This is a genomic window from Roseateles sp. GW821-FHT09G03 (assembly GCF_059416045.1).
Genome location: NZ_JBWKOK010000003.1, coordinates 276708 through 290423, shown reverse-complemented (window position 1 = coordinate 290423; position 13716 = coordinate 276708). Strand labels below are relative to the sequence as shown.

Here is a 13716-nt window from a genome sequence, read left to right as displayed (position 1 = left end):
GCGCGCGACCCCTGAGTGCGCGAGGACGCGCGAAAGTGCGCCGTCGAACGCGGACTCGACCGGCCGTGGCGGCGGCGGGGCCGGTGGGTCGTGCGGACGATTATGGGGAGGGCCGTGCGATTGGCGTCAAGCTGGCATCGGCCCCGGTGGCCGGGTGGTGCACGCATGCGACAGTCCGGGGATGTCCGCCATCCCACTCCTGCGCCGGCCCGACCCGCACGGCCATGCCAAGGTCAGCTTCGTCGAGCTGTTCTTCGACCTCGTGTTCGTCTTCGCCGTCACACAGCTGTCGCACACGCTGATCGGCCACTTCGCCCATGACGGCGTCACGCTGGGCGGCGCGCTGCAGACCGGTTTCCTGATGGCAGCCGTCTGGTGGGTGTGGATCTTCACCTCCTGGGTCACCAACTGGCTGGACCCGGAGCGCCTGCCCGTCCGGGTCTGCCTGTTCGCGATGATGCTGGGCGGGCTGCTGATGTCGGTCTCGCTGCCGCAGGCTTTCGGCGAACGCGCCTTGATGTTCGCCGCCTCCTTCACGGCGATCCAGGTCGGGCGGACGCTGTTCTTCCTCTGGGCGGCGCGCGGGGCGGAGGTGGCGCTGCTGCGCAACTTCCAGCGCATCGCGGTGTGGCTCGTGGTGTCGGGCGCCTTGTGGATCACCGGCGCGCTGGACCCGGCGCTGCGGGTGCCGCTGTGGGTGGCGGCGCTGGCGATCGAGGTCGTCGGTCCGTCGGCCGGCTTCTTCGTGCCGGGCATGGGGCGCTCGTCGACGGCGGACTGGACGATCTCCGGCGGCCACCTGGCCGAGCGCTGCGCGCTCTTCGTGATCATCGCGCTGGGCGAATCGCTGCTGGTCACGGGCGCGACCTTCGCGGAGGCGCCGCTGACGACGATGAGCCTGTTCGCCTTCCTGGTGTCCTTCGCCGGGAGCATCGCGCTGTGGTGGCTGTACTTCGACACGACCAACGACTTCGCCACGGGCCGCATCACCCACAGCGACGATCCGGGACGGATCGCGCGGCTGGCCTACACCTACATCCACCTGCCGATCGTGGCGGGGATCATCGTCAACGCGGCGGCGGATGAATTCGTCCTGGCGCATCCGGACGGCCACACGGACCTGAAGACGGCGCTGTGCCTGCTCGGCGGCGTGGCGATCTACGTGATCGGCGTGGGCCTGTTCAAGCGCGCGGTCGTCGGGCGGTGGCCGTGGTCGCACGGCGTGGCGGTGATCGTGCTGGCGGCGGTTGGGCCCTTCGTGCACGCCTGGCCGCCGGTCGCGACCAGCGCCTTCGCCTGCGCGGTGCTGGTGGCGCTCGCGGCGTGGGAGCGGCACTCGCGGGCGATGTGTCTCGTTCCCGACAGCGCGGATGAGGACGACGCGCCTAGCATCGGCGCATGAGCGCGCCCTCCACCACCATCCCCTCCTCTACTTCCGCTGCCTTTGCGGGGGAGTTCACCGTCGAGCCTCATCCGGCCGACGCCCTGTTCCCCGCGTCGACGCGACGGCTGACCGTCGAGACCGAGCCCGGCGTCCGCATCCATGCGCGCGTGTGCGGCGAAGGTCCGCCGCTGCTGCTGATCCACGGACACCCGCAGACGCTGGTCATCTGGCACCGCGTGCTGCCGGCGCTGGCGGCACGCTTCACCGTCGTGATGCCGGACCTGCGCGGATACGGCGATTCGTCGAAGCCCGCGGGCGACGCGGACCACGGCAACTACAGCAAGCGCCGCATGGCGCAGGATCTGATCGCGGTGATGGCGGCGCTGGGCCATGCGCGCTTCCGCGTGCTGGCGCACGACCGCGGCGCGCGCGTCGCGCACCGGATGGCAGCGGATCACCCGGCGGCGGTCGAGCGCCTCGCGCTGCTGGACATCGCGCCGACGCTGGCGATGTACGAGCAGACGACCGAGGCGTTCGCGCGGGCGTACTGGCACTGGTTCTTCCTGATCCAGCCCGCACCGATGCCGGAGCGGCTCATCGAGGCCGACACGGCGGCCTACGCGCTGGACGTGATGGGCCGGCGGCACGCGGGCGTGTCGGCCTTCGACCCGCGCGCGTTCGCCGAATACCAGCGCGCGCTCGCGCTGCCGGGCACCGCGCACGGCATGTGCGAGGACTACCGCGCCGCGGCGGGCATCGACCTCGAGCACGATCGCGCGGACCGCGACGCCGGCATGAAGCTCGCGATGCCGCTGCGCGTCTACTGGGGCGCGCAGGGCGTGGTGGCGAAGTGCTTCGACCCGTTGAAGGAATGGCGGCGCGTCGCGGCGGATGTCGACGGCGGTCCGCTGCCCTGCGGTCACTACATCCCGGAGGAAGCGCCGGACGAGTTGCTCGCTGCAGTGATGTCGTTCCTGACCGAGGGGCTTTGAGCGAAGCAGCCACGAGGCCCGTTAGGCTGCACGCATTGCAGAGTCCGACGTGGACGGAGTGACGGGATGAACAAGCTGGTGGCGCTCGGGCAGTTCCTGGGCGGAGCGATCCTGTGGATCGCGGCGGTGGTGGCGGGCTACAACGCACTCAAGCCGCTGATCGGCGCCGCGGAAGGCGCAGGCGCGCCGGCGGGAGCCGGTGGGGCGTTCGTGATCGTGTTGCTGCTGGCGGGGATCGGGACGTGGCTCATGCGCGCCGGCTGGCGCCGCTTGCGGGCGCGAGCGGGCGGGCATTGCTGAGAGCGCGTCAACGCTTCAGTCCCGCCACCAACTGCCGATGCTGCTCCTCGAACTTCGCGGGATGCTTCCGCCGAAGCACTGCGAGGTTGTCGAGCTTCCACCGCACTGCTGGCAGATGCCGCAGGTGGTCGAAAGGCATCAAGGACCAATCCGGCTCCGCCCGCACCAGCGACACCAGGAACTCACGATGCGCGTCGGTGAGTTGCTGAGGCAGCTCGGCGAGCAACTGCCGCTGAACGCATTCGAGTTCTGACTGGGACACCGGCGTACGCGTCATGCCGCGAAACTCGTTGCCGTAGCTCAATTGCAGAGATCGTGGCGCGGAGAAGAGCACCTCATGCACTGGCCGGTTGTGCCCGACGAGGTATCCGACGAAACAGTCGATGACACTGGAGTTCCATCCGAGGCGCTGCCACATGCCGATCACGTCGAACAGATCGCGCGGATGTTGACGGTCCATCGCCGCCACGAGCTTGCTCCCGTACAACTCCTCGACAGCGAGCGTCGGAACTGCGACGTCGCTGTCGAAGATCTCGGCAGCCGCCGCCGTCAGCGGCAAGGCACGAACCGGAAGCAACGTGCCTCGGAACACAGCGTTCGCTTCCACTTTCACCCGCGTTGTCTTCCGAGCGGCGAGGAGTCGCACCTCCTCGCCATCCAGGCGCGTCGACCATTGCACTTGCAGACCTTGCTCGCCTAGAGCCGCGGCCATGTGGCTCAACTCGCCCGTGATTCCTGCGAGATCGACCTCGCGGTCTGGCGTTGGATCGACCCAGACCAGGTCGATATCGACAGAGAGTCGGGGCATGTCCTGAACAAACAGGTTGATCGCCGTGCCCCCTTTCATCGCGAACCGTTCCGAGGCAAACACCGTCGGGAGAATGTCCAGCAGCAGTCGCACCGTGTCGACATACCGCGCATTGAATGTCATCGAAAGTCCAGTCTCTCCCCAGCTTTGGACACTGCGATCCAGCGCGAACCGCCGAGGCGGTCGCTGTGCGTGCGCGCCACGGCCGCCCAAGGCAGGCCAAGGTCCGCAGCCAGGTGTGCGGCCGCGCGGACGACCTTGATCCGATCCGTCCGCGCCAGCAGTTGATCGAGCACCTTCGTCCGCAAACCGCCAAGGCCTTCCATCAGGCGGCGGGCGTCCGCAAGGCTCTGCGTCTTGCCCAGGTCGCTCAGCATCTCCAGCATGGCCCGCTCCGGTGAGGAGACAAGCACGCGAGGATCACCGGCAGGCAGGGGTTTCAGTCCCAGCGAGGCATGAGCCTGCTTCTCCAGGATCCGCGTCGTCTGGTACCGCACGGGAAACCGCTCGGCGATCCATGCCGGTATCGCCTTGGGTCGATCGCCCCAGAGGCTGAGCACCTCATCGAACGCGATGTCGTGTTCCAGGCCATGCCAAGCCAGCGCAGTCTTGCCGCCCACGTGAAATCCCGGCACCTGGCGCGCCAGGAATGCCAGAGCACCGTCGCGCGACAACGCATCGCCTGCAACGGCATAGACGCCTCGACCCAGATGGTCGAGCCATCCGGTACGTGCCCAGGCGGATGCACGGAAGGCGGAGATGCCTTCGCGTTGCAACACGCCCATGTCCACAGGCTCTCCCCGCGGGTGATCGCGGAGAAGCGCCTTGAATGATCCTTGGTCGATAGTTGTCCCCATTCGTCAACTTTACGCCTCATTTCATTCCCTGGATCCTTGTTTGTCAGCGACGAACGTTAGGTGGTGCAGGCGCGGCAAGCCATGACCTCCACTCGTGGAAAAACCGCCCCGACCTACGGCAATAGGCCAGGGTCGTGACTGAAATCGCTGGGGAAAACGAGGAGCGGCATGCATTCCTGCCCGCAAGAAGGGCGACGGGAAATCGTCCGTGGCGAGAACGCTGTTCAGGCGTGCGCGCCGCCGTCGCGACTCACCTGGCGATCGTCGGATAGAGATCGTCCATCCACACCACCTCGTCCGCATAGGACTGCAAGTCGGTCGACAGATTGGCTTGCAAGCCACTGACCCAGACTTCCTTCTTGAGATCCGACTTGACGTAGGAGATCGCCTCCTCGAAATCGCCGTCGCCCGCCGACAGGATCAATCGGTCAAAAACGTTCTGCACCGCGAGCTTGATCAGCAGCGTCGCGATGGCGACGTCCACGCCCTTCTGCACTTCGCGGTCGAACTGCACGCCGCAATCCGGGCATTGAAGATGCAGGTTCTTCATCTCGTAAAGCTGGACGCGAATCTTCGGACCGCGCGGCGGTGCCGCCTTGAGCCACGTGTGGAACGCGTTCTGCTGGTCCGTTGCCAGGTCGCGCGTGGAGTTCAGGTAGTAGCTCTCGTAGATCGGACCACCGTTGCGCTGGACGAGCTCGTTCTTGAGCTTGAGGTAATCGAACGGACGGCCGCGACCCACATTGAACAGGTAGGCGCCGTCGATGATCCAGACCGTTTTCATGCTTCCTTTCGGTTACGACGATTCTAGGCAGGGTCCCTCGCGGCATCCCTCCAAACCTGAGCAGGCCACGAACGAAAAAAGGGCGTGCACTCCTGCACGCCCAAAGGGGCACCGGTAAAGGTCCGGTCGCGTATGTTGGGGCCGGGTCTTGCCCGGCCGGGGCTCAGGCTGGCGTGGTCCAGCCGCCGCCCAGGGCGCGGACGAGTCCCACCGTCGCCTGGTACTGCGCGGCCTGCACCTGCAGCGCCGCACGGCGGTTGCGCAGCTCGCTGCGGCGCGCGTCGAGCAGGTCGAGCTGGCTCACCAGCCCGTTGCGATAGCGCGAGTCCGACAGCGCCGTCGCGCGCGTCGACGACTGCACCGCCTGCCCTTGCACTTCCGCCTGCTGCGACAAGGTCTGCAGGCCGACCAGCGAATCCTCGACCTCGCGCAGCGCCTGCAGCAGTTGCTGACGGTAGTTCGACATCGCCAGATCCAGGCCCGCCTTCGCCGACTCCACGCCTGCCTTGCGGCGGCCGCCGTCGAAGATCGGCAGCGACAGCAGCGCATCGACCGACCACGCGCGCGCCGACCAGCGGAAGACGTCGCTCAGCTCCGGCGAGGCGTACCCGCCGTTGGCCGTCAGCGTCAGGCTCGGGAACCACGCGGCCTGCGCCACGCCCACCCGCGACTGCGCCGCCAGCAGGCTGCGCTGCGACGCCGCCACGTCAGGACGACGCGCCAGCACCGTGCTCGGCAGACCCGATGGGATAGCCGGCAGCGGCGCGAGCGCCGTGTCTTCCGCCACCTTGAAGCCCGACGCGGGCTCGCCCAGCAGCACCGACAGCGCGTTCTCCAGCTCGGCGCGGCGGCGGTCGAGGCTGATCGCCTCGGCCTCGGTCGCGGCGACTTCCGTCTGCACGCGCGCCAGGTCCAGCTCGGCGACGTCGCCCGCTTGATAACGGCGCTGCGTCAGCGCCAGCGTCTCGCGATAGGCCGCGACCGTGTCACGCACCAGCCGGCGCTCCTGGTCGGCGAAGCGCAGGGCCAGATAGGTCTGCGCCACATCCGCCTGCACGATCAAACGCGTGGACTGCAGCAAGGCCTCACGCGATTGCGCGTCCAGCGACGCCGCACGGGTCGCTTCCGACAAGCGGCCGGAGAGATCGACTTCCCAGCTCGCGCCCAGGCCGGCGTTGTAGACCGTCGTGGCGGCCGGGCCTTGGCCCGCCACCGTGCCGCGCGTGGCACCAGCGCTCGCGCCGACCTGCGGCAGGCGATCCGCATTCGTGCTGCGCAGCAGTGCGCGGGCTTGCGCCAGTCGCGCAGCCGCGCCTTGCAGGTCGTTGTTGTTGACCAGCGAGCGGCGGATCAGGTCGTTCAGCGTCGCATCGCCGAACGCCAGCCACCAGTCGCCGCGCGGCTCGGCATCGGCCGGCGGGGCCACCGCCCAGCGCGCCTCGCCCACCGTCGCGGTGCCTTGCGACTTGAAGGCCGTCGGCGTCGCCGGCAGGCGCGATTCGTCGATCGGCGGCGGTGTCGCGCAACCGGCCAGCACCAGGGCCGCCAGCAGCGTCGTCATCATCAGTTTGGTTTTCATGGCATCACTCCTTGGAGCCGCACGGAGCCGCTGAGGCTCCGCCGGCCCCGGAGCCCGCCTCGCGGCGGAACTCCAGGTGTCGTGGATCAGGATTGCGAGTTACTCGTGCTCGTGGCGCGGCGCGGCCGGATGCGGACGGGCATTGCCGCCCGGACCGAAGTCGTGACCCGCGCCCTGCTCGGGCTGCACGAAGGCCTCGACGTCATGCGGCACCTCGCCGTGCTGCTTGAGCGGCTTGTTGCCGGTCAGGCGACGCACCACCACGTAGAACACCGGCGTCAGGAACAGGCCGAAGGCCGTCACGCCGATCATTCCGGAGAACACCGCCACGCCCATCGCGTTGCGCATCTCGGCGCCCGCGCCCGTGGCCAGCACCAGCGGCAGCACACCCATCACGAACGCCATCGACGTCATCAGGATAGGACGCAGACGCAGCCGGCTCGCCTCGATGGCCGCCTGCAGCGGCGTCCTGCCGGCAAACTCCAGCTCACGGGCGAACTCCACGATCAGGATCGCGTTCTTCGCCGACAAGCCGACCAGCACGATCAACCCGATCTGCGTGAAGACGTTGTTGTCCCCGTGGCTGAGGAACACGCCGGTCATCGCCGCCAGCAGACCCATCGGCACGATCAGGATGATCGCCACCGGCAGCGCCAGGCTTTCGTACTGCGCGGCCAGCACCAGGAACACCAGCAGGATGGCGAGCGGGAAGACCCACACGCCGGAGTTGCCGGCCAGGATTTCCTGGTAGGTCAGCTCGGTCCATTCGTAGCTGATGCCCGGGGGCAGCGTCTCCGCGGCGATGCGCTCGACCGCGTCCTGCGCCTGGCCGGTCGAATACCCCGGTGCGGCGCCGCCGTTGATGTCGGCCGACAGGAAGCCGTTGTAGCGCATCGCGCGTTCCGGACCGAAGCTCGGCTGGACCTTCATCAGCGCCGACAGCGGCACCATCTCGCCCGAGGCCGAACGCACCTTCAGCAGACCGACGTCCTCGGCACGGGCGCGGTAGGCGGCATCCGCCTGCACGCGGACCGTGTAGGTGCGGCCGAACTTGTTGAAGTCGTTGACGTACAGCGAGCCCAGGTAGATCTGCATCGTGTCGAACACGTCCGTCACCGCGACGCCCAACTGGCGCGCCTTGGTGCGGTCCAGGTCGGCGTACAACTGCGGCACGTTGACCTGGTAGCTGCTGAACAGGCCGGCCAGTTCCGGCGCCTTCTGGGCCTTGGCCATGAAGGCCTTGACCGCCGCGTCCAGCGCCTCGTAGCCGAGACCGCCGCGGTCTTCCAGCTGGAACTTGAAGCCGCCGGTCGTGCCCAGGCCCTGCACCGGCGGGGGCGGGAACATCACGACGAAGGCGTCCTGGATCTGCGCGAACTGCGCGTTCAGGTTGCCCGCGATCTCACCGGCGGACAGGCCCTTGCCGGTGCGCTCGTCGAAAGGCTTCAGCGGCGTGAAGACGATGCCCGAGTTCGAGCTGTTGGTGAAGCCGTTGATGGACAGGCCCGGGAAGGACACGGCGTGGTCGACGCCGGGGGTCTTCATCGCGATCTCGCTCATGCGGCGGATCACGTCTTCCGTGCGGTCCAGCGTGGCGCCGTCCGGCAGCTGCGCGAAGCCGATCAGGTACTGCTTGTCCTGCGCCGGCACGAAGCCGCTCGGCACCGCCTTGAACAGGCCGACGGTCAGGCCCAGCAGGCCGCCGTAGATGACCAGCATGATCACCTTGCGGGCGATCGCCTTCGTCACACCGCCGCTGTAGGCCTTGGCGCCGCGGTTGAACAGCTTGTTGAAGCCGCCGAAGAAGCGGCCCAGCACCTTGTCCATCGCGCGGGTCAGCCAGTCCTTGGGCGCGTCGTGGCCCTTGAGCAGCATCGCGGCCAGCGCGGGCGACAGCGTCAGCGAGTTGACCGCCGAGATCACCGTCGACATCGCGATCGTCAGCGCGAACTGCTTGTAGAACTGACCCGTCAGACCGGTGATGAAGGCCAGCGGCACGAACACCGCGACCAGCACCAGCGCGATCGCGATGATGGGGCCGGACACTTCGCGCATCGCGCGGTAGGTCGCTTCACGCGGACTCAGGCCCGCCTCGATGTTGCGCTCGACGTTCTCGACGACCACGATCGCGTCGTCCACCACGATGCCGATCGCCAGCACGAGGCCGAACAGCGACAGCGCGTTGATCGAGAAACCGAAGAGATGCATCACCGCGAACGTGCCGATGATGGACACCGGCACCGCCAGCAGCGGGATGATGGACGCGCGCCAGGTCTGCAGGAACAGGATCACGACCAGCACGACCAGCGCCACCGCTTCGAGCAGCGTGTGGACGACGGACTCGATGGACGCCCGCACGAACTGCGTCGGGTCATAGACGATCGAGTAGTCCACGCCTTCAGGCATGGCCTTCTTCAGCTCGGCCATCGTGGCACGCACGTTGTTCGAGATCTCGATCGCGTTCGAACCCGGCGCCTGGAAAATCGGGATCGCCACCGCGGACTTGTTGTCCAGCAGCGAGCGCAGCGCGTATTCCGCGGCGCCCAGCTCGATGCGGCCCAGGTCGCGCAGACGCGTCACCTGGCCGTTGGCGCCGGACTTGACGATGATGTCGCCGAATTCCTGCTCGTTGTTCAGACGGCCCTGCGCGTTGATCGGCAGTTGCAGGTCGATGCCCTGCAGGCCCGGCGAGGCGCCGACCACACCGGCGGCCGCCTGCACGTTCTGCTCACGGATCGCCTGGACGACGTCGCTGGCCGACAGGCCGTGCTCGGCCACCTTCTGCGGGTCCAGCCAGATGCGCATCGAGTAGTCCCCCGAGCCGAACAGCTGCACCTGACCCACGCCCTGGATACGCGCCAGGCGGTCCTTGACGTTCAGCACCGCGTAGTTGCGGAGGTAGGTCATGTCGTAGCGGTCGTTGGGCGACAGCAAGTGCACGACCATGGTCAGGTCGGGGCTGCTCTTGACCGTCGTCAGACCGAGCCGGCGCACCTCCTCGGGCAAGCGCGGCTCGGCTTGCGAGACGCGGTTCTGCACCAGCTGCTGGGCCTTGTCCGGGTCGGTGCCCAGCTTGAAGGTCACCGTCAGCGTCATGAGGCCGTCGGTCGTCGCCTGGCTGCCCATGTAGAGCATGCCTTCGACGCCGTTGATCGATTCCTCGAGCGGCGTGGCCACGGCTTCGGCGATGACCTTGGGGTTCGCGCCGGGGTACTGCGCGCGGACGACCACCTGCGGCGGCACGACTTCGGGGTACTCGGAGATCGGCAGCACGCGCACGGCGAGCAGGCCGGAAACGAAGATCAGCACCGACAGCACACCCGCGAAGATCGGGCGGTCGATGAAGAATTTGGAGAGATTCATGTCAGTCTTTCAAGTCGACTGGATAAACAGGCAAAGGTCGTCCTCGCGCGGGGCGAAACCGCCGCGCCAGAGGGCGTCCGTGAGACCGTCGAGTCAGGACAGCGCCGGGCCGCCCCAAGCTGTCCTGACGCCCCCTCGGGGGGCGGGACGGCCATAGGTCGGACCGGGGGCCGTCATGTCATCAGGACTTGTCGGCCTTGGGGGCGCCGTCCTTGGCCTGGATCTCGGCCTTGGCGTTCATCGGGACGATGGTCGGAGCGACCAGCGCGCCGGGGCGCACACGCTGCAGGCCGTTGACGACCACGCGCTCGTTGGCCTTCAGGCCCGACGTGACGACACGCAGGCCGTCGACGTTGGCGCCCAGCAGCACCTCGCGGTAGCTCAGCGTGTTGTCCGCGCCGACCACCATCACGAAGCGCTTGCTCTGGTCGGTGCCGACGGCGCGCTCGTTGACGAGCACCGCCGGACGCGACTTGGCCTGGCCCAGGCGGATGCGCGCGAACTGACCCGGGATCAGCGCGCCGTCCTTGTTGTCCAGCACCGCGCGCACGCGCACCGTGCCGCTGCGGGCGTCGACCTGGTTGTCGATCAGCTGCAGCTTGCCGGCGAACGGCGTGTCCGCGGTGGCGGCGGTGCCGATCTGGACGGGGATGCTCGACAGGTCACCGGTGGCGATCTTGGCGTTGCCGTGCAGCTCGTTCAGCGCGCGGGCGACGGTGCCTTCATCGGCATCGAAGCTCGCGTAGATCGGGCTGACCGAGACCAGCGTCGTCAGCACCGGCGCGCCGGGACCGGCGGCCACGAGGTTGCCCTGCGTGACTTCCAGCTTGCCGACGCGGCCGGCCACCGGCGCCTTCACCTGCGTGTAGCCGAGGTTCAGCTTGGCCGACTGCAACGCGGCCTGCGCGGCGCGCAGGTTGGCGTTGGCTTCATTGGAGGCGTTGCTGCGCTCGTCCAGTTCGCGCTGCGCGATGGCGCGCTCGCTCCACAGGCGGGTGGAGCGCTCCAGCTCGCTCTTCGAGTACGTGACGCGGGCCTGCGCGGCCAGCACCTGCGCATCAGCGCGGTCGACCTCGGCTTGATACGGCGCGGGATCGATGGTGATCAGCAGATCGCCGGCCTTCACCAGCGCCCCTTCCCGGAAATGCACCGACTGCACGGCGCCGGAGACGCGGGCGCGGACATCGACGCGCTCCACGGCTTCCAGGCGGCCCGAGAACTCGTCCCACGCGGCCACGTCCTGGCTCGCGACGGTGGCGACGGAGACGGGAATCGCCTGCGGCGCGCCCGACGGTTGATTAGCGACCGCCTGCTGGCTGTGCAGACCGACGACGAGGGCCCCGACCACCGCGGCGACGGCGGTGAGCGAGGTGGCAAAGATCTTCTTGTTCATGGTGGGTGCTCCGGTGACGGGGATAGACGTTGGGAGTTCTGTGAAGGCTCTTGGGGTCAGGCAGGTTGCAGCCGGGACTTACCGGCCGGTGGGATCAGGGACAGGAAATCGGCCAGCTTCTGGCGCAGGGCGCTCGCCCAGGGCAGCTGGAGGGCGGACAGCGACGGCAGCTTCATCAGGCTGCAGGGCCAGCCGCTGGGGCCGGCGATCAGCGCCTGCTGCACGTCGACGCCGGCGCGCTTCATCGCGCGGGCATAAGCCAGTGCCTCGTCGCGCATCGGGTCGTCGTCGGCGCTGACGACCAGCGCCGGCACCAGGCCCGCGAGGCGGCCGGTGTTGGCCGGCGCGGCGTAGGGGTGGTCGCCCTCCTCGCATTCGCCGAGGTAGGCGCGCCAGCCGTGCATCCAGCGGCATTCGCCGTAACCGGCGTCGGCCTGACGCAGCGAGGCGGTGCCCATGCAGGGATTGAGCATCGGCCCGATCAGGATCTGGCCGGAGAGCTTGCGGTGGCCCTGGTCGCGCGCCATCAGCGCCAGCGCCGCGGCGAGGTTGCCGCCCGCCTCTTCACCGGCGACCAGCAGCGGCGCGCCCTTGCCCGACAGCTTGGTCCGCGCCTTGTGCACGCCGACCAGCAGCGCGTCCAGCGTCTTCAACGCGGTAGGGAACACGGTCGCTTCGCCGGTCGGGTAGTCGACGTCGACGACCACCGCGCCCGCATCCGCCAGCAGCCGCGAGACCAGCTCGCCGCTGTCCAGGTCGCCGCCGGTGAAGGCGCCGCCGTGCAGGTGCATGACGACCGGCGCGTCCTTGCGGCGGGCGGCGCTCTTGTACACGCGCACCGGCACCACGCCGTCGCCGGCGGGCAGGAGGTCGTCGTGGCAGGAGGTCAGCGGCAGCGCGTCCATGGCAGGGCCAAAGGCCTGCTCCCCGTGGGGGCAGACCGGTTCATGTTGCAATGCAGCGAAATTTAGACAACGGACGCCGTCCGATAAATAGCCCGGCACGCGCTTCAGCGTTTCATCGACGAAACAATCGATCGGGCAGGATGGCGACCTCGCGCGCGCGCAGACGCGCCGTTGTGTTGTTGGCGCAGTCGCGGTGAGCAGCCGCAGCAGTCAGGGGTTCAAGGATGGACAAGCTCAATGCCATGCAAGCTTTCGCGCGCGTCGTGGAAGCCGGGACGTTCACGCGGGCGGCGGAATCGCTGGACCTGCCCAAGACCGCGGTGACGCGGTTGATCCAGTCGCTGGAGGACCACCTCAAGGTCAAGCTGCTGAACCGCACGACGCGGCGCGTCAGCGTGACGCCGGACGGCGCCGCGTATTACGAGCGCGTGACGCGGCTGCTGTCGGACATCGAGGAACTCGAGGGTTCCGTGTCGCATGCGCGCGCGGCGCCGAAGGGACGCATCCGTGTCGACGTCGCGTCGAGTGTGGCGCGCCTGCTGCTGATCCCCGCACTTCCGGAGTTCTATGCAAGACATCCGGACATCCAGATCGACCTCGGCGTGTCGGACCGGCCGGTGGACCTGATCGGCGACAACGTCGACTGCGTCGTGCGCGGCGGCGAGATCACCGACCAGTCGCTGGTCGCGCGCCGCATCGGCGACTGGGGCTACGGCTGCTGCGCCTCGCCGGCCTACATCCAGCAGCACGGCTTGCCGCAGCATCCGCTGGACCTGGAATCGGACCAGCACCACGTGGTCAGCTACTTCTCGACGCGCACGGGCAAGCGCTTTCCGTTCGACTACAGCAAGAACGGCCAGCGCTACGAGATCTACGGCCACTACAAGGTCTCGGTGAACGACGGCAACGCGTACATGACGGCGGGCCTGACAGGGCTGGGCGTGATCCAGGCGCCCTACTTCATGATCAAGCCGCACATCGACTCGGGCGAGCTGGTGCCCTTCCTCTGCGATTGGGAATCGGACCCGCTGCCGCTGTACGTCGTGTACCCGCCGAACCGGCACCTGAGCACCAAGCTGCGCGTCTTCGTCGACTGGATCGCGGAGCTGTTCGAGCGCCACTCGCAATGGCAGAAGCAGCTGGTCGCGAGCTGCGAGGCCAAGCGCACCGAGTCCGACGCGGAATACATCCCGCTGCAGGCCAATGCGGCGAAGCAGGCGGTGCTGAGCGCGGCTTGACGCGTCACGCCTCGCGCCCATAATCGCCGCCGACCTCCGGTCGCCGCCAAGCCTTCGGAAGCGTTCGCGCCTCCGGCCGCGGGGGTTCCCCGCGGCGCTCTTCTTCGTTAGTC

At 68.2% G+C, this 13716-nt stretch carries 11 protein-coding genes; 4 read left to right on the top strand and 7 right to left on the bottom strand.

Annotated features, from left to right (window positions below):
• The first annotated feature begins 181 nt into the window (after window positions 1-181).
• The 3 genes from AC07OZ_RS13520 to AC07OZ_RS13510 all read left to right on the top strand — a co-directional run bounded on the left by AC07OZ_RS13520 (window position 182) and on the right by AC07OZ_RS13510 (window position 2676).
• Window positions 182-1402 (top strand): low temperature requirement protein A, encoded by a 1221-nt coding sequence (locus AC07OZ_RS13520; protein WP_495467617.1) that lies wholly within the window; start codon window positions 182-184, stop codon window positions 1400-1402.
• Entirely contained in the window at window positions 1399-2376 is a 978-nt protein-coding gene (locus AC07OZ_RS13515; RefSeq protein ID WP_495467616.1) for an alpha/beta fold hydrolase, read from the top strand. Before AC07OZ_RS13520 ends, AC07OZ_RS13515 begins: the two co-directional genes overlap by 4 nt.
• Window positions 2377-2442: 66 nt before the next feature.
• Window positions 2443-2676 (top strand): hypothetical protein, encoded by a 234-nt coding sequence (locus AC07OZ_RS13510; RefSeq protein WP_495467615.1) that lies wholly within the window; start codon window positions 2443-2445, stop codon window positions 2674-2676.
• 7 nt (window positions 2677-2683) lie between these two features.
• Here the strand turns inward: AC07OZ_RS13510 and AC07OZ_RS13505 are convergent, their stop codons facing one another.
• The 7 genes from AC07OZ_RS13505 to AC07OZ_RS13475 form a co-directional block, all read right to left on the bottom strand.
• Window positions 2684-3607 carry a nucleotidyl transferase AbiEii/AbiGii toxin family protein gene (locus tag AC07OZ_RS13505; protein WP_495467614.1) on the bottom strand — a complete coding sequence of 308 codons (924 nt, stop codon included), beginning with the start codon at window positions 3605-3607 and terminating at the stop codon, window positions 2684-2686.
• The gene (locus AC07OZ_RS13500; RefSeq protein WP_495467613.1) at window positions 3604-4341 is read right to left on the bottom strand and encodes a type IV toxin-antitoxin system AbiEi family antitoxin domain-containing protein; all 738 of its coding nucleotides are present in this window, start codon (window positions 4339-4341) and stop codon (window positions 3604-3606) included. Before AC07OZ_RS13500 ends, AC07OZ_RS13505 begins: the two co-directional genes overlap by 4 nt.
• A gap of 250 nt (window positions 4342-4591) precedes the next feature.
• Window positions 4592-5125: an NYN domain-containing protein gene (locus tag AC07OZ_RS13495; protein ID WP_495467612.1), complete on the bottom strand. Its 534-nt coding sequence runs from the start codon at window positions 5123-5125 to the stop codon at window positions 4592-4594.
• Window positions 5126-5288: 163 nt separating this feature from the next.
• Window positions 5289-6704, bottom strand: a complete 1416-nt coding sequence (locus AC07OZ_RS13490; RefSeq protein ID WP_495467611.1) for an efflux transporter outer membrane subunit — start codon at window positions 6702-6704, stop codon at window positions 5289-5291.
• A gap of 99 nt (window positions 6705-6803) precedes the next feature.
• Window positions 6804-10067 carry an efflux RND transporter permease subunit gene (locus AC07OZ_RS13485; RefSeq protein ID WP_495467610.1) on the bottom strand — a complete coding sequence of 1088 codons (3264 nt, stop codon included), beginning with the start codon at window positions 10065-10067 and terminating at the stop codon, window positions 6804-6806.
• 181 nt (window positions 10068-10248) lie between these two features.
• Window positions 10249-11460 carry an efflux RND transporter periplasmic adaptor subunit gene (locus AC07OZ_RS13480; RefSeq protein ID WP_495467609.1) on the bottom strand — a complete coding sequence of 404 codons (1212 nt, stop codon included), beginning with the start codon at window positions 11458-11460 and terminating at the stop codon, window positions 10249-10251.
• A gap of 56 nt (window positions 11461-11516) precedes the next feature.
• Complete coding sequence (locus AC07OZ_RS13475; protein WP_495467608.1) at window positions 11517-12365, bottom strand: alpha/beta hydrolase fold domain-containing protein; 849 nt, start codon at window positions 12363-12365, stop codon at window positions 11517-11519.
• Window positions 12366-12607: 242 nt separating this feature from the next.
• Between AC07OZ_RS13475 and AC07OZ_RS13470 the strand changes: the two genes are divergently transcribed.
• Complete coding sequence (locus AC07OZ_RS13470) at window positions 12608-13603, top strand: LysR family transcriptional regulator (RefSeq protein WP_495467607.1); 996 nt, start codon at window positions 12608-12610, stop codon at window positions 13601-13603.
• The last annotated feature ends 113 nt before the right edge of the window (window positions 13604-13716 follow it).